At 40.7% G+C, this 19,450-nt stretch carries 23 protein-coding genes; 9 read left to right on the top strand and 14 right to left on the bottom strand.

Going from position 1 to position 19,450, the window contains the following annotated elements:
- Positions 1-9 precede the first annotated feature (9 nt).
- A complete protein-coding gene (locus ACYVD4_RS25170) occupies positions 10-360 on the top strand; it encodes a hypothetical protein (RefSeq protein WP_460950409.1) in 351 nt (116 codons plus the stop codon).
- 10 nt (positions 361-370) lie between these two features.
- Here the strand turns inward: ACYVD4_RS25170 and ACYVD4_RS25165 are convergent, their stop codons facing one another.
- Genes ACYVD4_RS25165 through ACYVD4_RS25155 form a run of 3 tightly spaced genes read right to left on the bottom strand, consistent with a single transcriptional unit; the run spans position 371 to position 2,525 of the window.
- Positions 371-997, bottom strand: a complete 627-nt coding sequence (locus ACYVD4_RS25165; protein WP_460950408.1) for a hypothetical protein — start codon at positions 995-997, stop codon at positions 371-373.
- Between the two features lie 17 nt (positions 998-1,014).
- Positions 1,015-2,025, bottom strand: coding sequence for a nucleotidyl cyclase domain-containing protein (locus ACYVD4_RS25160; protein ID WP_460950407.1), 1,011 nt, complete (start codon positions 2,023-2,025; stop codon positions 1,015-1,017).
- A gap of 2 nt (positions 2,026-2,027) precedes the next feature.
- The gene (locus ACYVD4_RS25155) at positions 2,028-2,525 is read right to left on the bottom strand and encodes a Pycsar system effector family protein (protein ID WP_460950406.1); all 498 of its coding nucleotides are present in this window, start codon (positions 2,523-2,525) and stop codon (positions 2,028-2,030) included.
- 236 nt (positions 2,526-2,761) lie between these two features.
- Between ACYVD4_RS25155 and ACYVD4_RS25150 the strand changes: the two genes are divergently transcribed.
- The 3 genes from ACYVD4_RS25150 to ACYVD4_RS25140 are packed head-to-tail and all read left to right on the top strand — an operon-like array spanning position 2,762 to position 4,533.
- Positions 2,762-3,406, top strand: coding sequence for an RNA polymerase sigma factor (locus ACYVD4_RS25150; protein ID WP_460950404.1), 645 nt, complete (start codon positions 2,762-2,764; stop codon positions 3,404-3,406).
- Entirely contained in the window at positions 3,396-3,749 is a 354-nt protein-coding gene (locus tag ACYVD4_RS25145) for a hypothetical protein (protein WP_460950403.1), read from the top strand. The genes ACYVD4_RS25150 and ACYVD4_RS25145 overlap by 11 nt, the downstream gene beginning before the upstream one ends.
- A complete protein-coding gene (locus tag ACYVD4_RS25140; protein WP_460950402.1) occupies positions 3,718-4,533 on the top strand; it encodes an ImmA/IrrE family metallo-endopeptidase in 816 nt (271 codons plus the stop codon). Before ACYVD4_RS25145 ends, ACYVD4_RS25140 begins: the two co-directional genes overlap by 32 nt.
- Positions 4,534-4,666: 133 nt before the next feature.
- On the opposite strand, the gene ACYVD4_RS25135 is transcribed toward ACYVD4_RS25140, so the two are convergent.
- The 3 genes from ACYVD4_RS25135 to ACYVD4_RS25125 all read right to left on the bottom strand — a co-directional run bounded on the left by ACYVD4_RS25135 (position 4,667) and on the right by ACYVD4_RS25125 (position 7,453).
- Positions 4,667-5,506 (bottom strand): hypothetical protein, encoded by an 840-nt coding sequence (locus tag ACYVD4_RS25135; protein ID WP_460950400.1) that lies wholly within the window; start codon positions 5,504-5,506, stop codon positions 4,667-4,669.
- Positions 5,507-5,758: 252 nt separating this feature from the next.
- Entirely contained in the window at positions 5,759-6,292 is a 534-nt protein-coding gene (locus ACYVD4_RS25130; RefSeq protein ID WP_460950399.1) for a hypothetical protein, read from the bottom strand.
- Between the two features lie 12 nt (positions 6,293-6,304).
- Positions 6,305-7,453 (bottom strand): phage integrase SAM-like domain-containing protein, encoded by a 1,149-nt coding sequence (locus ACYVD4_RS25125; protein WP_460950397.1) that lies wholly within the window; start codon positions 7,451-7,453, stop codon positions 6,305-6,307.
- Between the two features lie 239 nt (positions 7,454-7,692).
- Between ACYVD4_RS25125 and ACYVD4_RS25120 the strand changes: the two genes are divergently transcribed.
- Positions 7,693-9,357, top strand: a complete 1,665-nt coding sequence (locus ACYVD4_RS25120) for an amino acid permease (protein ID WP_460950395.1) — start codon at positions 7,693-7,695, stop codon at positions 9,355-9,357.
- On the opposite strand, the gene ACYVD4_RS25115 is transcribed toward ACYVD4_RS25120, so the two are convergent.
- Both ACYVD4_RS25115 and ACYVD4_RS25110 read right to left on the bottom strand, forming a co-directional pair.
- On the bottom strand, positions 9,351-10,166 hold the full coding sequence (locus tag ACYVD4_RS25115) for a hypothetical protein (RefSeq protein WP_460950394.1): 816 nt from the start codon (positions 10,164-10,166) through the stop codon (positions 9,351-9,353). The two genes, ACYVD4_RS25120 and ACYVD4_RS25115, sit on opposite strands and share 7 nt — an antisense overlap.
- Positions 10,167-10,289: 123 nt before the next feature.
- The gene (locus tag ACYVD4_RS25110; protein WP_460950393.1) at positions 10,290-11,021 is read right to left on the bottom strand and encodes a class I SAM-dependent methyltransferase; all 732 of its coding nucleotides are present in this window, start codon (positions 11,019-11,021) and stop codon (positions 10,290-10,292) included.
- A gap of 80 nt (positions 11,022-11,101) precedes the next feature.
- Between ACYVD4_RS25110 and ACYVD4_RS25105 the strand changes: the two genes are divergently transcribed.
- Positions 11,102-11,506: a phage holin family protein gene (locus ACYVD4_RS25105; RefSeq protein WP_460950392.1), complete on the top strand. Its 405-nt coding sequence runs from the start codon at positions 11,102-11,104 to the stop codon at positions 11,504-11,506.
- Positions 11,507-11,586: 80 nt separating this feature from the next.
- Here ACYVD4_RS25105 and ACYVD4_RS25100 read toward each other — a convergent pair whose 3' ends face one another.
- Positions 11,587-12,252 (bottom strand): zinc metallopeptidase, encoded by a 666-nt coding sequence (locus ACYVD4_RS25100; RefSeq protein WP_460950390.1) that lies wholly within the window; start codon positions 12,250-12,252, stop codon positions 11,587-11,589.
- Positions 12,253-12,466: 214 nt separating this feature from the next.
- Positions 12,467-12,892, bottom strand: coding sequence for a DUF2147 domain-containing protein (locus ACYVD4_RS25095; RefSeq protein WP_460950389.1), 426 nt, complete (start codon positions 12,890-12,892; stop codon positions 12,467-12,469).
- A 273-nt stretch (positions 12,893-13,165) separates the two neighbouring features.
- On the opposite strand from ACYVD4_RS25095, the gene ACYVD4_RS25090 reads away from it, so the two are divergent.
- Both ACYVD4_RS25090 and ACYVD4_RS25085 read left to right on the top strand, forming a co-directional pair.
- Entirely contained in the window at positions 13,166-13,990 is an 825-nt protein-coding gene (locus ACYVD4_RS25090; RefSeq protein ID WP_460950387.1) for an MbnP family protein, read from the top strand.
- Positions 13,990-15,102: a cytochrome-c peroxidase gene (locus tag ACYVD4_RS25085; protein ID WP_460950385.1), complete on the top strand. Its 1,113-nt coding sequence runs from the start codon at positions 13,990-13,992 to the stop codon at positions 15,100-15,102. The genes ACYVD4_RS25090 and ACYVD4_RS25085 overlap by 1 nt, the downstream gene beginning before the upstream one ends.
- A 23-nt stretch (positions 15,103-15,125) precedes the next feature.
- Here ACYVD4_RS25085 and ACYVD4_RS25080 read toward each other — a convergent pair whose 3' ends face one another.
- The 4 genes from ACYVD4_RS25080 to ACYVD4_RS25065 all read right to left on the bottom strand — a co-directional run bounded on the left by ACYVD4_RS25080 (position 15,126) and on the right by ACYVD4_RS25065 (position 17,972).
- Complete coding sequence (locus ACYVD4_RS25080) at positions 15,126-15,506, bottom strand: MerC domain-containing protein (protein ID WP_460950384.1); 381 nt, start codon at positions 15,504-15,506, stop codon at positions 15,126-15,128.
- Between the two features lie 99 nt (positions 15,507-15,605).
- Entirely contained in the window at positions 15,606-16,307 is a 702-nt protein-coding gene (locus tag ACYVD4_RS25075) for a TapB family protein (protein WP_460950383.1), read from the bottom strand.
- Positions 16,308-16,386: 79 nt separating this feature from the next.
- Positions 16,387-17,277: a geranylgeranylglycerol-phosphate geranylgeranyltransferase gene (locus ACYVD4_RS25070; RefSeq protein WP_460950381.1), complete on the bottom strand. Its 891-nt coding sequence runs from the start codon at positions 17,275-17,277 to the stop codon at positions 16,387-16,389.
- Positions 17,278-17,423: 146 nt separating this feature from the next.
- Positions 17,424-17,972: a hypothetical protein gene (locus ACYVD4_RS25065; RefSeq protein WP_460950379.1), complete on the bottom strand. Its 549-nt coding sequence runs from the start codon at positions 17,970-17,972 to the stop codon at positions 17,424-17,426.
- A 246-nt stretch (positions 17,973-18,218) separates the two neighbouring features.
- Here ACYVD4_RS25065 and bshA point away from each other — a divergent pair, with 246 nt between their 5' ends.
- A complete protein-coding gene (bshA, locus tag ACYVD4_RS25060; protein WP_460950377.1) occupies positions 18,219-19,358 on the top strand; it encodes an N-acetyl-alpha-D-glucosaminyl L-malate synthase BshA in 1,140 nt (379 codons plus the stop codon).
- Positions 19,359-19,450: the final 92 nt, after the last annotated feature.

The following is a 19,450-nucleotide window of genomic DNA, read 5'->3' as shown; positions in this document are numbered from 1 at the left end:
CAAATTACGATGGACTATTTTAAAAAACTAGAAGAGCAATTAACCAACCTAGTGGCTCAAATCCGCGATGATTTCAAAACGGTAAACCGACGTATTGACGAACTACTCACCGGACTAACGGGCGTAAAGACTGATTTAGCCGCCGTGAATAAAAAGATGGCCGAACAGCAACACGTTAAATATATGGTCATAACCATTCCAGACGGAGCCAATTTTGACGATTATCTAACCCCGTTGGTAGAAGAGTCAGAAGAGAAGAACGATTGCCGTATCGTCCGCTTTCTATTTGAATCAGATAATTTGTCGAACTATTGGCTAATACGCGGCTATGATGCGTCAATGATCGCACAGTTTCTATAAAAAGTATATACTACAAATTTCGAAAGCATTGTAAGTCAATAGATAACTGCTTAATATCTATTGACTTCAAGAAATTAATAGCTGACAAATGGCAATTTTTTACTTTAACAGTCTTACCACAAACGCAATTTTCATTCCGCGCGAAAGGGATTCTTTTTAACAGCCTTTCTAATACAACTAGCGCATGTGTAGGTTCAAGCATCAATTCTTCTCTATAAAATTGGATTACACCTTCACAACTATGAGCATACTCAGAACCGGCATAGCTTCCAGTCTGCATTTTATACAACTGATTGGAAAAATAAGGATAGACTTTCGTTAGTATAAAATTAGACAAACCAATCCCTAATCTTGCCTGATACATTAAAGTGTGGGTAATATCCAAACAACACTCTCCAGATAGGCTTATGTGCCAATCTATCTCACGAGGAATTTTATAACTAATTTCTTTAACAACAGGAATACAAAATGGGTAATTATTAGGAACTGTAATTTCAATTTTAAATGTATCCCAATAATTACCCTTCATATCACAAATGTCTAATTCTCCACCAATCACCCATTTATTTGTAGCGGTATGTATCAAACGAAGTTTTGGAAATCGCTCAAATACATCTATAATATCGCGTTCAAACATATTGCTTGGCTTCTGCATTAGATCGAATATGGCTTATTAGGACTTGCTATTGGTTGTAGATTTGAAGCAATTCTTGTTTGGGATGCTACATTATTAGTTTTTAGTTGAAGATTTCCCTGTAAATCAGTAGCTACAAAGAATTGTCGTTTCAAAAATTTCAACCAATCGAAATCATACTGCGTATACCTGAAACTCTTTTCTGGTATTTGAAAAATATATCTATGATTAGGGTCTTCTGTTCTATGGCAGACAGGCTTAAATAAATCCTGAAAGTCTGAAGATTCATTCAAAATATTTTGTCCTACTACAATGCCATTAGTATCAGCATACGCTTGCATCTTACTCGCTAAACTGGTGTGAAGACTACAAGTGGTAACTTCGCTTATTTCTCCAATACCAGCTAATGCCCAGACTACGTCCTCATTGTAGCCTAGGTCAATACCAATTCTAGTATTTATCTTCTCAATACTTTGCAGATCAAATACATTTTTTAAGTCATTTTCTACAAAGTAAGTTAGCATACTTCCAAATTGAAGTGCCCGCTTTACTGCATTAATAATACTTAAATTCTTTCCGCCAAAATAAACTAACAACCCATCTCCTTGCAAACGATGAACATAACCACCAAGAATTAAACATGTATGAATAGCAGCCCTCTGTATAGTATTTGTTATAATTAATACAGTTTCTGGAGTATATCGTTTGAATAGATTCGTAGATCCTTTTATATCTACAAACATTGAAACAATGTAATGTTTCTCTATCTGAGGAGAATATTTAAGATGTGCGAAATCTGGATGTAAGCCAAGTTTCTGATTAAAATCCGGTTGAAGTCCTAGCTCTTTCCTAAAGAGTTCAAGACTAGGTTGAATCTTGTCCTGTGGAATTCTCTTGTTAAATTCATCATATGTCAGTCCTTTAGAAAAAGGTTGATGATCGCGAGAAGTTAGATTCTCTAAACTTCGATTAAAAGGATCAGCCTTTACAGCCGCTTCAATTGTGTTAATGTAATCTTTGTAAATGTTCATTATTATTTAATTTTCAGGTTAGTAACTATCATAAATATTAGTGGCACAAATAATATAAATTGAGCAATCATCAATTGTCCTACTAACCTCAGTTTTCTGAATTTAGCTAATAACCCAATTGATAATTGGTGAACCTGCCGCCGAAAATCTGACAATTCGTCTTCATTGGATAGAGTTTTCGAAAAATCTGCAAAAGCGGGGTGGTCAAATCTAGAAATATCTCCAAAAAACAATATTGAGTTAGTAGGTTGTCCCAAGTATGGGATCAAAGCTTTTGTAACTATTATCATTATAATTATACCTAACAGGAGTAATACACTCATATTAGCATGTAACCAAAAATTACAATTGACTTTCTCTAGCAATGGAGGATAAGCAGCAACCAATCCTCCGACAATAAATGTGTTTAGTGCAAGAAATACAGCGCATTTATTGTTGATCGTGTCATAAAAGTGATCGAATCTTCCAATTAAAAACTTTAGTCTTTCTAGTTCCATCATACGTGAATGGTTTAAATTATAGTAATATATCGATGGCTATTTATGGGATCAATAAGTGTTCATTCAACACAAATTTTACCATTTAATAAATTTGACTGATTAGACTATCAAGCAAATCATCTTATTAAGCCATCCACCTATATACCCTATGCGTTAGTATAGTAGTACCTTAAAGCGTTATAATAAAGTACTCAAAAGCGTTAGTAACGCATTAGGTATATTAAAACCTACATAACTTGAACTGGCAAGAACTACAACACGAAACCTTAGATAATTTGATTGAAATACTAAAATTAAGATCAGACGCAGAGGCAATAAACTGGGCTAATGCAGCGTTCGAAAACATTGTATTTCGTTATCGAAAGGATATTTTAGAAAAATGTACGGTTATGTGCAGGAAAAATCATCTGACTGATACCGATGCTGAAATAATAACAAATCGTGTATTTAGTAAAATTTATAAGCATCCTATTTTTGATAAGACTTTCTGTAAGCAAAAATCAATCGAAAAGTGCCTTCAATTTTACCTTTATAAAATTGCACGAAACGAACTATTTGACTACGCATCTCCAGATGAAACGGTGTATAATGGAAGCGAAAAAGTGATAACATCTGTCATTGACCCAAGCAAAGAGTACAATCCTGAAAAATTAAAAGAACTGCAAATGTATGACCAAAAGCTAGACGAAATTTTCTCGGTTTTAACACCTGCACATAAAATAATATATCTTACATATTTATATCATGAAAAAGAGGGAAAATACTTACCAGACCGACTTCGTAAAGAGTTACGAGACTTGTTAAATCTTACACAAAGCACTATACGTGTTTATAAAATGCAAGCTATCGAACTAATAAAAGCTAATCAAAATGGCAGGTAAAAATATAAATGTCAATGAGGATAATTTCTACGAATGGTTATGTTCAACCGGTCATTTGTTACCAAGAAATGAGCGAGAATTGAACCGATTTGAACAACTTTATCCTAAAGAAAGTATAACTGTTAATGTAAATAGTATTGATCCGTTAACAATAATTTCAGGCAACTTACAAGAAAAAGATCTTTCCATTAAAAGTGTCAAAGATGTTTTTGTGCCAAATAGCCAATCTGTACTTAGAATGGCAGCAAGAAAATATGATGGGCTTCCAAAAGATATATTAGATCAGATCAAGCAAAATCAGCAGAATATAAATGATGGCTCAAATAATAAACCCGAAAGTTGAAGTTGAAATAATTCGAACTACTTCTTTTCTATCTAAATATTTTTCAGGTAAAGGAGAAAGCAATCTATTAGCCATCTGTAGAGATGAAAGAATTTCAATTATTACTGATGATTATCAAGATTTTTTCGATGGAATGTTGGCTTGGGATGGAGAAAAGTTCTTCATCCATTTAAATACGAAGAAGGGTAATACTATTGATAGTCGAAGGGGTAGGTTTACAATAGCCCATGAGCTTGGTCATTATTTTATAGATTATCATAATAAAGGTATAAGAACAGGTAATATTCCCGTTCATGCATCGAACTTATCCCTTTCACATTCTGATGAAATAGAGAGAGAGGCTGATTATTTTGCGGCTAACTTATTAATGCCACGAGATAAATTAAGAGCCTTAACTGGGGGCAAAAAATTTTCAATAGATCGAATAATAGAGCTATCTAATTTCTTTAATGTGAGTCTAACTTCAGCTGTTTTACGCTTTATTGAAGTTGGCACGCACGAAATTATGGCTGTTTTTTCTAAAAATGGGATAATTGAATATTCATTTCGAAGCTATGATTTTCCAAGATTAGCTAATAATTTTAAACGTGGTTCAAAAGTTCCTTCTACAACTGTAGCTGGTGAATCTTATTTAAAAGATAATGCCAAATATACATCTATCGAACCTATTGATTTGGAAGACTGGTTTGAGTATAGAGGTTGGCAACCTGAACGACAGTTATATGAACAGTGTTTTTATTCCGCTACATATAATTCTGTGGTTAGCATAATATGGTTTCATTAATGGGCTAAAATCGGCATAAATTATAGGGGTATTATATTTAGTATTACCTGTTAGTTTTTGCTGATTAAACTAGAATCAATAGGTATCTTTTATTACAAAGTGAATATATAATTAGGAAATATACATTCTGTTATCAATTAATAATAATTCTATACTTTGGGGCAAACAAATCTAAGTCTTCGCTAGAACCATATATGTCTCTAATTTCATTCTCTAGAATAGGAGTTTCTTCGGAATCTTCTAAGTTTTCAAAATCGTCAAGCGCCCTCCATGATCTATCTGATTGTAATTCATCAAGTGTATATTCTTTTATAGTCCAATTAATGATATTTCCCGGATCATTATCTGCGCCAATAAGCTCGTCTGTTATATCTTTCAGTGCTTTACTACCTAATTCAAAAAGACAGAAAAAAGGCTTTCCAATTAGGGGATGTAAATCTTTAAATGTAGGTAAAGGTGTTTTCCAAGTCTTGCTAGGGCAATAATTGTGTTTAAGGTATGCAGCAGGCACATAACTACAGCCATATAATTCTTCTATGCCTTTTAAACTATGTAAAGAAAAAACCTCCTTACTGTAATTATATAATACATAAATTGGAATGCCTCCTAATCGCTTACTGTAATTTAGCAAGGCGTCAATTTGGAGACGGCCACTTTTACTAGAGTGGTTAATTTGACTATAAACCTCTTTGATTTTTTTGTCAACTATTTTGGCCTGACATGGATACGAAATCAGCTTACCTCTCTTATTTCGTATAAACAATTCTATATCATTACCATTAGCCTTTTCGTTTTTTGCTTCGAACAAATAGACAGATTTAGAAAAATATTTGAACCATAAAGCAAAACTCAAAATTAGATTTTGAGTTATAGTCACCTCGCCTAATCGTATTATTTTAGGATATTTACGAGCGAATTGAATCTTAAACCATGTTTTAGCTGAGAAGTATCTAATAAAGTCAGATGCTGTCATAAATAATAATTGTATTATAAGTATAACTAAAGAGTAATTAATTAGAAAGTGATATCGTATAAAATAAATATGCTATGTTTTATACTTACACTTGGTTAATAAATGACTCGTATCCTTTCCTATTTCATTTGGTATAGTTTAAGCGGGAAGAAAAAGGTGTACTTATCTTTATACCAACAAGTATACATGTATTTTTTATATCAACAACATCCCTTAGTGTAAAACCCCGACCAATTGGCCGGGGTTTTCTGTTTACTTAAGATTTCCAGAGAAATCGTACTTTTTAGTTATCTGGTGATTGTTCGGCTTAGGGTTAGACGTTGGATTATTAATGTTAAAATTATTTGTTGACTTAGATATTTGAACTCTCCCCTTTTCAAAACTTCCTGTGCCATTCACTAGGGCTAACCATCTATTACCGTCATAAAAAATCTGGTCATAATACGGTTCAATTGTAAATGACGTACCGTTGACTTTTACGAAGTACCCTACTTCCCTTGTGCCTAATTGCTCCCAAAAAAAGTAAGTGTTAGGTTTCGTGCCAGCAAAAACAGATAAGGTTCCTTGATTTAATGGGATGGGCGTAACCCGTCCATCTACATCAGTTGTTTCTGTTCCGCTCAGTTGATAGTCGCCTACGTAGGTGGTTTGAATTTGCGTTGTTGTTGGAGTAGGTTCGTTATCCTTTCTACATCCAACAAAGGCAAGTAAGGCGAATAGGGCAATTGTTTTTGTGTTCATGGTGGTAAATATTTTGCTTGAAGTAAACAAAATTAAACTTTGCATTCACGTTTAATTCTACCAATTTTTATTTTTCGATACTTTTTTTACAATATTGGTAGTCGTGTGTCCAAGCATCCCGGCAAGGGCTTCGTCACTCATTCCCATATTGTTAGAACAATCATCGGCAAATGTATCGCGTGCCATTCCCGGCGTAATGTGTGAGCGGATTTCTGACTCTTTAGCCGCTATTACAAGCTGATTGCTAAAGTTGCTGTATTCTGTAAAGGGCAAATTTTCAATACTGCCGTACTTTTCGACAATCCTTTTAGCTTCAGGATGATAAGGTACTAGGGCGATTTCCTCCGATTTTTGCCGTTTTATGTACAAGTATTCCATCCCGGTTTCATCGACACGTATAGCCGCGCTGGTTAGTTGTTTACCGTCCACGTAATGCAAGCCAGTATACCGTAGAAATAAAAAACAGTCTACGGCCTTCTGTTGCGACCACTTAAATTGATGGTTATGCAATTTTTCTATTTCTTTCTCTGTGAGTGGCTTAGGCTCAGTAAATTGAAGCGGACCAGATTTATAAAAAAGGGCGGGCGCTTTTTGTATTCGTTCGTTTGCCAACGCAAACCGCAAAACGTGTTTTAAGTAGCCAATCGCCATTTTTATAGATGTCGAATTAAGATGCTTTCCCTCTTTTTGGTTTCTTAGATAGTCCGTGTATTTCGTTAACCAAATTGCATTGATGTGCTCAGGATTATGTTCTATTTTTCGGCTGGTAACGTATTCAGTAAATCGGATACGATTGGTATGGTAAAATGCAAACGTACCATCTGTAAGGGGTTTGCCCTTTTTGCCTACACCATAAAGCCGTTGATGCTGTTCGTGTTCATCCATCAGTGTAAAAATTGATGGAGCTTTTTCCTGTTTTTTGAGAAATTCAGTTCTAACAGAATTAGCCGTTACCTCTTTACCCTGTGCTTGTAATTGCTGTTTAATGGCTAAAAGCGAGTTAGTAAGGTTCACTAATTCATCATTAAACACCTGATTGGCTTTACCCGTAATTTGTTGCCGTTTGGCATCCCAGTTTGTTTTTACTATCTGTATGCCAGTACTAAAAGGTTCGGAGCGTTCGCCCTGAATAGTTATGGTAGCGTAGATAGTGCCTTTGCGATTGGTGTTTGTTTGTGCTTTTCTAAACCAGAATAGGGTTTTCATTTTCTTGTACATGGTACACAGATTTGGTGAACCCGTGTGACCATAATTTAATATTTAGTACCCTTATTAGTAAGTAAATTGTAAATTCTGATAGTCAGTAGTTTAGTAACCTTTGCTTATTATTATCGCTCTTGTATAAGGATATATAGGCCGTAATAGGGCTATTTTAAGGGAACAGTGAAAAAATTTATATTTTAGCCGTTTAACATCAATAGACCCTGTTTTTCTCCCGTTAGCCTATGTCTCTTTTTCGCAAAAAGACCGTAACTCAAATCTTAAGTGATGCCTCCGAAGGAGAATCCAGCAAATTGGTAAAAACACTGGGAGTTCGCGATTTAACATCATTTGGCATTGCGGCTATTATTGGGGCTGGTATTTTTAGCACAATTGGTCTGGCAAGTTATAACGGTGGTCCGGCAGTATCACTTTTGTTTGTTTTTACGGCTATTGCCTGCGTGTTCACGGCCTTGAGTTATGCGCAATTTGCCAGTACTGTTCCGGTGAGTGGCAGCGCATATACCTATGCTTACGTGGCTTTTGGAGAGATTTTCGCGTGGGTCATTGGTTGGGCGCTTATTCTCGAATATGCGGTCAGTAATATGGTTGTCGCCATTTCATGGTCGGAGTATTTCACGTCTATGCTCAGTGGTTTTGGGATTACGTTTCCTAAATACTTCGCAACTGATTACGGTACCGCATCTCGTGCCTTCGAATTAGTTGAACAAACGAAACAGGCAGGAACTGCGCTGACTACGTTACCCGAAAATACACGTCTGCTCGCTGATGCATACGCTAATGCGCCCATGCTAGGTAGTTTGAAGTTAATTGCAAATCTACCTGCCGGAGCCATTACGGTGTTAATTACAGCTTTAGTATACATCGGCATTAAAGAATCACGCACGGCAAGCAATATTCTGGTCGTACTCAAATTAGCCGTCATCGGACTAGTTATTGGTGTAGGGGCTTTTTACGTAAAACCAGCCAACTGGTCGCCATTTGCGCCGAATGGGGTTTCGGGTGTTTTAAGCGGGGTAGCATCGGTCTTTTTTGCCTTTATCGGCTTCGATTCCATTTCGACTACGGCTGAAGAATGTAAGAACCCTCAACGCGATCTTCCCCGCGCTATGCTCTATTGTTTAGGCATTTGCACTGTTTTATACGTATTGATCACGCTGGTGCTTACAGGAATGGTCAATTATAAAGAGTTAGGTGTAAGCGATCCTCTAGCTTATGTATTTCAAAAAGTAAACCTTGATTTTGTGGCTGGAGTCATTTCGGTGAGTGCCGTTGTTGCTATTACGAGTGCTCTGTTGGTATATCAGCTTGGGCAACCACGTATCTGGATGACAATGAGTCGCGATGGCCTGCTTTGGAAACGATTTTCGCAGGTTCACCCCAAATACAAAACGCCCTCCTTTGCTACTATTATTACAGGTATCATTGTGGCAGTGCCTTCTTTGTTCATGGACCTCAAAACGTTTGTCGATCTGACAAGCGTGGGTACGTTCTTTGCCTTCATTCTTGTCTGTGCAGGTATATTATTTCTGGATGCCAGAGGATTGACAGCACAATCGAAGTTTAAAGTGCCTTACATCAATGGAAAATATATCATTGGCGTTGTGCTTCTGGCCGCACTGGCGTATACACTAACGACAAGCGATATGGCCCAGACAGTAGACGAGAAACCTCTGTTGATTGTGTTTTGGGGCGTATGGCTCTTGTTAGCTGTACAGGGTTTTCGCTACAATTTTTCGCTACTTCCTGTAATTGGTATACTGACTAATCTCTATTTAATGACCGAGTTAGGGGCTAGTAACTGGCAGATTTTTGGTATCTGGCTAGTTATTGGACTGGCTATTTACTTTTCGTATGGCTTTCGGAAAAGTAAACTGGCGAATCAGTAATAGGCCAATTCAGTCACTACGTTGCTCTGATGAATCTTTGTTGGGTAACCTCTGATATTATACTCATACGTAGTACCAGGGGTTGACTGAATATTGCGACTTATAAAGTAGGGTGATACGTAGTGTACAGTACCAACATAGGGGTTTAAGCCTTTATCATAATTATAGGTAAATGTTCGGTCGGCCAGATCAGGGCTAGACGTTACGTAGTGATTTATCTCTCGTAGGGCAGTGACATTGCTCTGGTTATCGTAGGTAAATTCCTGCGTGGTTGATAGTTTACGGCTGCCGTCATGACGTATTAGTTTAATGGCCCTGCCCTGGCTATCGTAAACGTAGTTAGTTATGCTACGTAGTTCCCACTTGCCCGACTGGTTTAAAAACGTACGGCTTTCCTGAATACGATTTGCATTATCAACGTCTACCTCATCGTAGCTAGTCCATTTTACAGGTGCCGAACATTGAGAAGTACTTACTAACATACACGCACTTTCAAAATGCTGGATAAACCGTAATCGGCCTTCTACATCATAGTAGTATTGGTCAGCTACCAGCAGCTCCCCTGAACGAAATCGCCGACCTTCCAGCAAATTACCTTGTTTGTTATAACGCCATTCGCTACTCAACTGACCAGCATGTACCTCGCTTTTTAACCGGCCAGTCACTACGCCCCCAGTTTGAATTGGTCGATAATCGGTAGGTAAATCGGAAAGCGATTTTACGGGTGCAACAATCAGTTCATCACCGTCATTCGTCCGACAACTGAGCAATAGAAAAATGACTCCAATGAGCGGGTAAACAATACGCATAAGGCTATCTGGCTAATTTCCCTAAAGATTCCTATACATAGCAAAAGGTTGTAAGGGACAGAGGTTAATTAGCTGTAGAAAAAGGTGTTACGTTGCCAATTCCCTAAATGCTACGTTGATATTTTACTTTCCGAAGAACATAATATGCTGTTGCGGCAGTCGATTGTCGGTTTTAAGCAGACGCAGACCAGCAGTTTTCATTTCTTTAGTGGCCTGAGCTACACTCAGTTTGTGAAGCGGTTTGATTGGAACCGTTGGGTCTTCGGCCCGATATTCAACTAATACGATACGTCCACCCGGTTTCAGGGCCGATACAATGTACGCTACCATTTCGCGGGGGTATGAAAATTCGTGATACGCATCAATCATTATAGCCATGTCGATGCTGTTTGCGGCCAGTTTTGGATTTGATTCGGTACCCAGAATAGGCATTACGTTTGTGAGTTTCCGTTTTGATTTCCCTTCGTTCAGATACGTAATCATTTCAGGTTGAATATCAACGGCTAGTATACGACCTTGTGGCACTTCAGGAGCCATTCGGAACGTAAAGAAACCCGTACCAGCGCCAATATCGGCCACTACGTCGGTTGGTTTTAGAGATAGTGCTTTGAGCAATAAATCGGTACGTTCTTCCTGTTCGCGCTCGGGTCGTTCAAGCCAGGCCGCTCCCAGATGACCCATCACTTGTGCGATTTCACGCCCTCGATAAATTTTACCGATACCATCCCGACTTGGTTCACCAAACCGATACACTTTTGCAGCGTCGTTCGGCGATGATATTGCGGTTGGCTGTTGTGCCGAACTGCGCGCATAGGACATCAACAGCACAAAAAATAAAATCAAAAGCCGGGTCATATCAGTAACGATTAGTACTATATTCTCTAAACTATCGTAAGGGGAAAGCGGTTGTTGAAATGAACTAATTCTACCATTTTATGAATCTTATACTACACTTATTACTTGATGCTGCCGTCATTTTTGGCCTAGCCTACATTATGCCTCAAGTTGATGTCAAGAGTTTTGGAACAGCGCTGCTCATTGCCGTTATCCTTGGCTTACTTAATTTTTTAGTCGGTTGGCTTGTTCGTTTCCCGCTCAACCTGGTCACTTTTTTCCTGTTGACAGGTCTGGTTCGGGTTGTAGTTACTGCCCTCTTGCTCAAATTGATTGACAAGTTTATGGACAGCTTTACGATTGTTGGTTTCTGGCCAGCGCTCGTAATTGCTTTAGCGGTTGCAGTTGCTGGTATGCTTATCGATACGTCGGCTCCTACTCCTACAATGCCTCAATCGTCGGGCTATGAAGCACTATTGCAACTCAATAATCTGCTTATGGTCTGATCAGAAAATACATAAAAGTGAAGCGGGGACGTAATGAAAATTTCACTACGTCCCCGCTTCACTTTTATAAATCGTATAACTTAGTCGCTACGTCGGCCACCCAACAGCAGGCTGGCATAATAAAGCAGGGAAGCCAGCGAACCTAAAGCCGCCACTACGTAGGTCATAGCTGCCCACCAAAGCGCGTCTTTAGCATAACCATATTCGCGGGAATTCACCACGCCGTTATTCTGAATCCAGGCCAGTGCCCGACGGCTGGCGTCGAACTCAACTGGCAACGTAACAAAGCTAAACAACGTAGTCAATGCAAACAGCGCAACGCCAATAGCCAGCGGAATAGGCGTTGTTTGCAGCAGGAAAATACCCGCCAGCAAAATCCACTGCATATACTGCGACGAAACCGTCAGGATAGGTACCATAGCCGACCGGAACTTCAACGGGCCGTAAGCTACGTTGTGCTGAACCGCGTGGCCGCATTCGTGTGAGGCAACAGCCGCAGCCGCCACACTTCGACCATAATACACGTCGGCGCTAAGGTTAACCGTTTTATCCTGCGGGTTATAGTGGTCGGTCAGCATACCTTCTACCGACACAACGCGAACATCGTAAATGCCATTCTGGCGTAGCATTTGCTCCGCAACTTCGGCTCCACTCAATCCGTTACTTAAGCCGATTTGTGAGTATTCATTAAATTTACTTCGTAACCGCCAGCTCACAAAAGCGCTGAGGCCGAAGACAATAATCATAATTAACCAAGGTGAAATCATTGTCCGTTAGTCAGGTTTGTGGTTTATTTCGACGAGCAACCTAGTTCATCGTCGTTAGTAAAACAACTATTTTGCGGAAAAAGTCTCCCCAACTTTCTACCATTTATCAGGGCTAACCACCACTCGGCCCATCAGAAAACAAAAAGCGTCGCCCATTGCTGAGCGACGCCGTTTTTTATAAAAGAGAGGAAGGTTACACTTTTGTAGGTCGGGTCAGGACAAATTCTTTATGCAGCCACTTGCACCCTTTATAGACCGTAGCTGTCATCGTCTGCGCATCAACCAGTTTAAGTTCGATCCCGAAATGCTGACCGGTTTTCGGATGAATCAATTCGCCACCCGACCAGCTTTTTCCGTCAAAAACCAGATCGCGCATGAGCAACTGGTCTTTTTCTAAACCGAAAAACTGGCTACCAGTTTGACTAACATCGGCAATACGGGCAAAATAACGATCTCCATTGCGATATACTTCAACACTCGATCCTTTTGCCGGAAACAACCATCGGCCAAGAATCTGATCGGCAGAGCGATCGGCAGACGATTTTCCAATTATGGGTAGCAGACTTAGAAAAAAGAATCCTAAAGCCCACCAGTAACGGTGGTTACGTACTAATGTCATGACGTATCTGGTCGGTTTACGAGCTGATTATAGTGAAAAAAATCATCGGGTAACCCGGCTACGGGAATGGCATAATTTGCGTAACGGGAATATAAATTTAAGCACAGGATTCTTTATTCCACAAATATTATAGGCTAAATATTTTTTAAGGAACCCATTCTTATATATGCGATTACTTACATGGATTAAAATCACAATTTTCTACATGATTTCAGCTTTATCAGCGTTACTATTACGTACAACCAACCTCTGCCTGCAAACAGCTCTAGAACCATGATGAAAGGTATTACTGCTCTTAGTTGGGTGATTAGCGCCTGTATTGCGCTGGCCATCAGTGCCTGCGATACGCCCGATACTGATGATTCCTTCAATGCCAAACCCGGCAAGCTACGTATCGTGTTCAATAATATAGTAGGAACGTCGGATTTACAGCTCAACAACACTACCTATAAGAATTCAACAGGCGAATCATTCACCGTTTCTAAATTCAATTACTACGTCAGCAATATCCGGCTCAAAAAACAGGACGGTAGTGACTACGTAGTTCCGCAGGACAGCAGCTATTTTTTGATCGAAGAATCGCGCCCGGCTTCACAAACTGTTACGTTGGCCAATTTGCCAGCCGGTAACTACACAGGCGTATCGTTTCTGATTGGGGTCGATAGCTTACGCAGCCTTGCCGATATCAGCAAACGAACCGGTGTGCTTGATCCCGGCCTCACAACACACGACCCTATGTACTGGGACTGGAATTCCGGCTATATTTTCCTGAAACTAGAAGGTATTTCGAACGTAGCGCCCGCTACCCAGAATAATCAGTTTTTTTACCATGTTGGCGGTTTTGGTGGTGGTTATAACGGAAAGAAAACCATCAATAATCTACGAACTGTTACGTTACCGTTTGGGTCAGATGTTATTAGTGTTCAACCCACAACAACGCCCGCTGTACAATTAACTACCGATTTGCTGAAAGTCTTCGATGGGTCAACGAAGCTGAGTATCGCTCAACATTCGACGGTTATGTTTGAAGATTTCTCGATAGGCATTGCGAATAACTACGCACAGATGATACGTTACGACCGTATGCAGGCAAATTAATGGTGAAACTAACTTCTCAACTGGCAAAACGCGTCGGAATAGTTATCAGCGTAACTCTGTTTGGATTGACGATTGCCTGTCAGAAACAGAAAGAAGTTGACCCGGCGCCCGGCACCGATCCACCAACCACTGGCGGTGGTGTGGGGTATCAGACTACGCCTGTTACGTTGCGTAAACCCGCCAATTTTCCCGAATCGGTCTATAATTTAGCCCTAAACCCGCTGACTGTAGAAGGCGTTACGTTGGGGAGAACGTTGTTTTACGATCCTCAGCTTTCGCGCGATAGTACGGTTAGTTGCGGTTTCTGCCATCAACAATTTGCCGGTTTTGCTCACTCCGATCATCCGTTGAGCCACGGTATCGATAGTAAAACAGGAACACGTAACGTACCCGGTTTACAGAATCTGGCCTGGGATCGTGAGTTTTTCTGGGATGGTGGTGTTACCGATCTGGATATGCTTCCGATGACGCCAATTCAAAATCCGGTGGAGATGGATTTGAAATTTTCGGATGCGTTGAGCCGGGTTCAGAAAATTCCGAAATACAAATCGCTGTTTAAAGCGGCCTTTGGCTCTGATACGGTCACAACAGCCCGCTTTCTGAAGGCACTTTCCCAGTTTATGCTTACGCTTGTTTCGGCAGATTCCCGTTACGATAAATACGTTCGAAAAGAAGCGGGTGGGGAATTAACACCTGATGAACTGGCAGGACTGAATCTATTTCAGCAAAAATGCGCCAGTTGCCATGCTACCGATTTATTTACAGATAAAAGTTACCGAAATAACGGACTTCCTGCTGGGCCAATCAACGATCAGGGGCGCTACGTAATTACACTCAACGAAACCGACCGGCTGAAATTTAGAGTGCCCAGCCTACGTAACATAGATCGGACGTATCCATATATGCACGATGGCCGTTTTATTGCATTGGAGCAGGTTTTAGAGCACTATAATTCGGGCGTTACGAACAGCCCAACGCTCGATCCGCTGTTGAAAAAAGATGGAAAACTCGGAATTTCGCTCACTAGCACCGAACAAAAACAGATTATTGCCTTTCTGAAAACCCTCGCCGACGATACGTTCATCGGCAACCGGGCTTATGGGCCAAACTAAACCCTAAATCTCTTAAATCCAGGTCAGTGAACGTGATTTAAACGATGTTGCCGGATATTCAGCAGGTGAGTAATTACAAGACCTGCGGATGCTGCATAACCAAGGTATTCGAACGCTTCGTTTACATCTTCCAGAATAATGGCGAACGAAAATAGAAGAAGAAAGCCCCACAGCGCCCGTTTGATACCTATTGGAGCGTAGTGCCTTGTGGCAAAATAAACGGCGATGATGTTAACAACAATAAAGACGTAATCGAGGCTGAGGTAGCCGATACGAAGTTGCTCATCCTGAAAAAAAGATGTCGTCATTAACAGCATGGGCGTAATGAGACAGTGAATAATGCACAGTACGGAACCGGTAATGCCAATGTAATCGGCTTTGCGCTCGAGAATATCTGTTTTCATAGATAGGGCGAAAATACGACGCTTTTCGCAAACGTACTTCCTTTCAACCTACTTTTTTGCAACAAAGTTGCGCAAAGGTCAATTTTTTCTGTACTGGTCTTAATTAGCTTTGGTAAGCAGGGTGTATCCCATGAGCTTTCCGCTTTTATTGTAGGTTTCTGATCTTACATCGAGAATTTGATTTTCAGCCCGATACGCAATCGTCTTCATCGAATTACGAATGGGCATTCCCATCACCCGGCTCTCAAAATTGGTATCGGCAGTAATTTTATAGGTATTAAACGTACCAGCGGGCGTTGTCAATGACTCCTGCCCTTCTACCTGCCGATTCGTCATGGTCATGTTCATGGTCATCATAGCTGTTCCGCTACTCACCATTTCTGCCTCCATCTGCCCGTCAGTTAGTTTCTGCCCAACACTGAATTTAGCGGGATATGCCAGTTTGTTGATCTTTAATTTCATCTCACTGTCTTTCAAACCACTATTTTGCATCGACTGCATCATACCCGACATATCGGCGAGTAATTCGGTGCCTGTACAGGTGTAGCGGATAATGGCCGGTGCCTGTGATTTACCTCGCGCATCCTGAACTATGGTCGACATTTCAATAACTGTCGAACCGCCTTCTTTATGCACGTCCTTCACTTCATAGAGGACTTTACCTGTGGGTTTATCCTTGGCATTAAACATACTCATTTCAAAACTGGCACCCTGTTTAAACGTAATACCCAGACAATCCTGAGCCAAACCAGTACGTAACAAACTCAACGTCAGTAGTAACGAAGCAATAAGAGTTCTCATAAAATGATGCGAATTTGATTAATAGGCCAAAGCTAATCTATCAATCAACTAAAAGAAGGAATGTTTGAGTTAACGGTTTTCAGGCCCAGATCATGCTTACTACGCCCATCAGCATAATGAGCTTACAGAGTCCACTCAGGTAACCAAAATCCCGCCGGGTGTCTGCAATAACAAGTCTGTAAATCAGCCATGAAAGTGGAATGGCGAGCAGAAGAAAAATAAGGTTGAGCCGAAAATTCTGTAAGGAAAGCGCAATCAGAAACAGACTGATTACAAAGGCCCCAATCAATACATAAAGCAGGTATTTTGTCCGGCGAAGCCCCCAAACGATAGGTAACGTCCGGCACCCAAATCGGGCATCCCCCCGAATGTCCTGCATATCCTTGATGATTTCACGAATGAGCGATATACCAAACGAAAACAAGGCGTAAATCAATAGCATATCGACATTTTGGCGATAATAAACGGCCAGCACAATCAACGAAAAAGCCGTTAGCAGCGAAACAATCAGATTGCCAACAAAAGGCTGGCGTTTGAACTGCGCCGAATAAAACCACAATAACGTAACAGATACTACATCGACCAGAAAGACCCATTTACTCAGGTAAAGCCCTATCAGGCAACCCACTACGTTTAGCACCTGATGAACACCAATGGCAATTCGACGCTTAAGGTAACGACCGATAATTACTCGCTCGGGCTTGTTGATAAGATCAATCTTTACGTCGAAGTAATCATTGATAATATAGCCAGCGGCAGCAATACAAACGGTTGATACAGATAGCAGCCACAGCGACGGATCAATCAGCAAACGCAGATGGCTAATTGGTTGCTCGTCGGGCTGGGGGCCAACAAGAAACATACGCGCCAGAAATTGTGTCAGCATAACAATCAGCAAATTCTGCACGCGTATGAGCCGCAGAAAGCCAAATGTAAAAGCCGAGAAAGGAATGGGTTGACGCACCAACATAAACTTTTAAGCTAATACCTTAATCCAACGTAGTACGTGAAATTTAGCGATACAACTGAAGCTTATTCTGGAAAATCAGTAAAAAGCCAGCCTTATAAGTCAAGAAAGAATTCACTGTAGCACCCTCAATAACAGGCACTAAAAATCTATTTCTTTGGTTTAGCCGCTCTGCTGAAATAATCCAGCATCATAATATCGGCCCCTTTGCCGCCTTCGGGCTTCCAGTACGTCAGCACAACCAGCGTAACAGGAGTTTCCCAGGCCATCAACGATTTAACCATGTTTCCATCAAGAATGCTTAGTGCAACACCATGAGCGGGTGCTTTTCTTGCCAACTCGCTCATACTCGCCTTATCCGTAGCAACGGGTTTTCCGAATTTGCGGTTCAATGCTTTTTGTGCATCCTCATGTAAAGCAGTTGTTGTATACTGGTCTTTATTCTGAGGACGGTAGTAAAAATGCGACCGTATTAACTGATCCTGAGTTAATTCATAAAATAGCTTGCACTTCGCCGGCCCAACGGGTATGTCGGCATATTCAACCCGATCGGCTCCATCTTTCACGGGTTTACGTGGTGATTCAGAGGCAATCACCTGCGCTCGTGTCATTCCCCAGGTCGTTTTACGAAACGTATTTTTATCCTGTGCGTAACTAAGAAATGGTACAAAAAAGAGTAGGAGGCCGATTGCTTTCATGGATGTTATATCACTGAACCTAAGTCGTTAATTTGAATCTCAGATTTCCTTTATATTATTTTTTCCTTCAAAAATAAAGATTTTAGAGGAAGCAGTAAAGAGAAAACCCGCAAAGAATCAGACTAAATCAAGCATTAATAGCCAACAATACTGATTTTGCTTATATACCTAAGTTTCTTTACCGCTGCCGAAATGAATCCTTTTGTACAGGTTTGTTGTTGACACACCAAACTCGTTCTATCACGCATGAAAATTGGCATCGTGTGTTACCCAACTTTTGGGGGAAGTGGCGTTGTAGCCACCGAATTGGGCAAAGCGTTAGCGAAAAATGGTCACCAGATTCACTTCATAACGTATCAGCAGCCACCTCGTCTCGATTTTTTCAATGAAAATGTTTTCTATCATGAAGTAAATATACCTTCCTATCCGCTCTTCCAATACGCTCCATACGAATCGGCACTTGCTAGTGAAATGGTGAATGTAGTATTGAACGAAAACGTTGATTTACTGCACGTTCACTACGCCATTCCACACGCATCGGCAGCGTATATGGCCAAAATGATACTACGTTCGCAAGGGCGCTACGTACCAGTAGTAACTACGCTTCATGGCACCGATATTACGCTGGTAGGTAAAGATGCATCGTATGAGCCCGTTGTTACGTTCAGCATTAATGAATCGGACGGTGTTACGTCAGTCTCCGAAAATCTGCGGCAGGACACCTACAAACACTTTAAGGTTCACCGGGAAATTGAAGTAATTCCAAACTTCATCGACCTCAGTCGGTTTAAACGCCAACAGAAGGAGCATTTTAAGAAAGCGATCTGCCCAAATGGTGAAAAATTGATTGTGCACACGTCAAATTTTCGTCGGGTAAAACGCATCGATGATGCCGTCATGACATTCTATCATGTTCAGGCGCAAACCCCAGCCAAATTATTATTGGTTGGCGATGGCCCCGAACGCGCCCGTATAGAGCGGCTCGTACGCGATCTTGGCATTTATGAACAGGTTCGGTTTCTGGGTAAACTCGATGCTGTTGAAGAGGTGCTGTCAGTTGCTGATTTATTCATCATGCCATCTGAAAATGAAAGCTTTGGTTTGGCAGCTCTTGAAGCACTTGCTTGCGAAGTTCCGTTAATCACGTCTAATGCCGGTGGTTTGCCCGAATTGAATATTCAGGGCGTAACAGGTTTTCTGAGCCCAGTGGGTGATGTTGACGATATGGTCAAAAATGCGCTTTACGTTCTGGATGACGCCAACCTGCCTACTTTCAAAGAAAACGCACTGGCAAGGGCTAAAGAATTCGAGTTATCGCGTATCTTGCCGCTTTACGAAGCTCACTACGAGCGAGTCCTTCAGGAAGCCAAACCGATGGTGGGCTAAAATTTTACAGTTAAAATTTAGGGGAGACAGCAGTTTAAGTGTCATTAATAAGAACAGTCTCCGGCCATCCTAAGTTGAGAACGGTAAACTGA

The sequence above is a fragment of the Spirosoma daeguense genome, assembly GCF_054776875.1.
This window is presented reverse-complemented; position numbering and strand designations above follow the sequence as displayed.

Bases quoted from the DNA above. Each gene is read 5' to 3' on its own strand.
- ACYVD4_RS25170 (WP_460950409.1), top strand. From the start codon at position 10: ATGGACTATTTTAAAAAACTAGAAGAGCAATTAACCAACCTAGTGGCT.
- ACYVD4_RS25165 (WP_460950408.1), bottom strand. From the start codon at position 997: ATGTTTGAACGCGATATTATAGATGTATTTGAGCGATTTCCAAAACTT.
- ACYVD4_RS25160 (WP_460950407.1), bottom strand. From the start codon at position 2,025: ATGAACATTTACAAAGATTACATTAACACAATTGAAGCGGCTGTAAAG.
- ACYVD4_RS25155 (WP_460950406.1), bottom strand. From the start codon at position 2,525: ATGATGGAACTAGAAAGACTAAAGTTTTTAATTGGAAGATTCGATCAC.
- ACYVD4_RS25145 (WP_460950403.1), top strand. From the start codon at position 3,396: ATGGCAGGTAAAAATATAAATGTCAATGAGGATAATTTCTACGAATGG.
- ACYVD4_RS25140 (WP_460950402.1), top strand. From the start codon at position 3,718: ATGATGGCTCAAATAATAAACCCGAAAGTTGAAGTTGAAATAATTCGA.
- ACYVD4_RS25135 (WP_460950400.1), bottom strand. From the start codon at position 5,506: ATGACAGCATCTGACTTTATTAGATACTTCTCAGCTAAAACATGGTTT.
- ACYVD4_RS25130 (WP_460950399.1), bottom strand. From the start codon at position 6,292: ATGCAAAGTTTAATTTTGTTTACTTCAAGCAAAATATTTACCACCATG.
- ACYVD4_RS25125 (WP_460950397.1), bottom strand. From the start codon at position 7,453: ATGAAAACCCTATTCTGGTTTAGAAAAGCACAAACAAACACCAATCGC.
- ACYVD4_RS25120 (WP_460950395.1), top strand. From the start codon at position 7,693: ATGTCTCTTTTTCGCAAAAAGACCGTAACTCAAATCTTAAGTGATGCC.
- ACYVD4_RS25115 (WP_460950394.1), bottom strand. From the start codon at position 10,166: ATGCGTATTGTTTACCCGCTCATTGGAGTCATTTTTCTATTGCTCAGT.
- ACYVD4_RS25110 (WP_460950393.1), bottom strand. From the start codon at position 11,021: ATGACCCGGCTTTTGATTTTATTTTTTGTGCTGTTGATGTCCTATGCG.
- ACYVD4_RS25105 (WP_460950392.1), top strand. From the start codon at position 11,102: ATGAATCTTATACTACACTTATTACTTGATGCTGCCGTCATTTTTGGC.
- ACYVD4_RS25100 (WP_460950390.1), bottom strand. From the start codon at position 12,252: ATGATTATTGTCTTCGGCCTCAGCGCTTTTGTGAGCTGGCGGTTACGA.
- ACYVD4_RS25095 (WP_460950389.1), bottom strand. From the start codon at position 12,892: ATGACATTAGTACGTAACCACCGTTACTGGTGGGCTTTAGGATTCTTT.
- ACYVD4_RS25090 (WP_460950387.1), top strand. From the start codon at position 13,166: ATGATGAAAGGTATTACTGCTCTTAGTTGGGTGATTAGCGCCTGTATT.
- ACYVD4_RS25085 (WP_460950385.1), top strand. From the start codon at position 13,990: ATGGTGAAACTAACTTCTCAACTGGCAAAACGCGTCGGAATAGTTATC.
- ACYVD4_RS25080 (WP_460950384.1), bottom strand. From the start codon at position 15,506: ATGAAAACAGATATTCTCGAGCGCAAAGCCGATTACATTGGCATTACC.
- ACYVD4_RS25075 (WP_460950383.1), bottom strand. From the start codon at position 16,307: ATGAGAACTCTTATTGCTTCGTTACTACTGACGTTGAGTTTGTTACGT.
- ACYVD4_RS25070 (WP_460950381.1), bottom strand. From the start codon at position 17,277: ATGTTGGTGCGTCAACCCATTCCTTTCTCGGCTTTTACATTTGGCTTT.
- ACYVD4_RS25065 (WP_460950379.1), bottom strand. From the start codon at position 17,972: ATGAAAGCAATCGGCCTCCTACTCTTTTTTGTACCATTTCTTAGTTAC.
- bshA (WP_460950377.1), top strand. From the start codon at position 18,219: ATGAAAATTGGCATCGTGTGTTACCCAACTTTTGGGGGAAGTGGCGTT.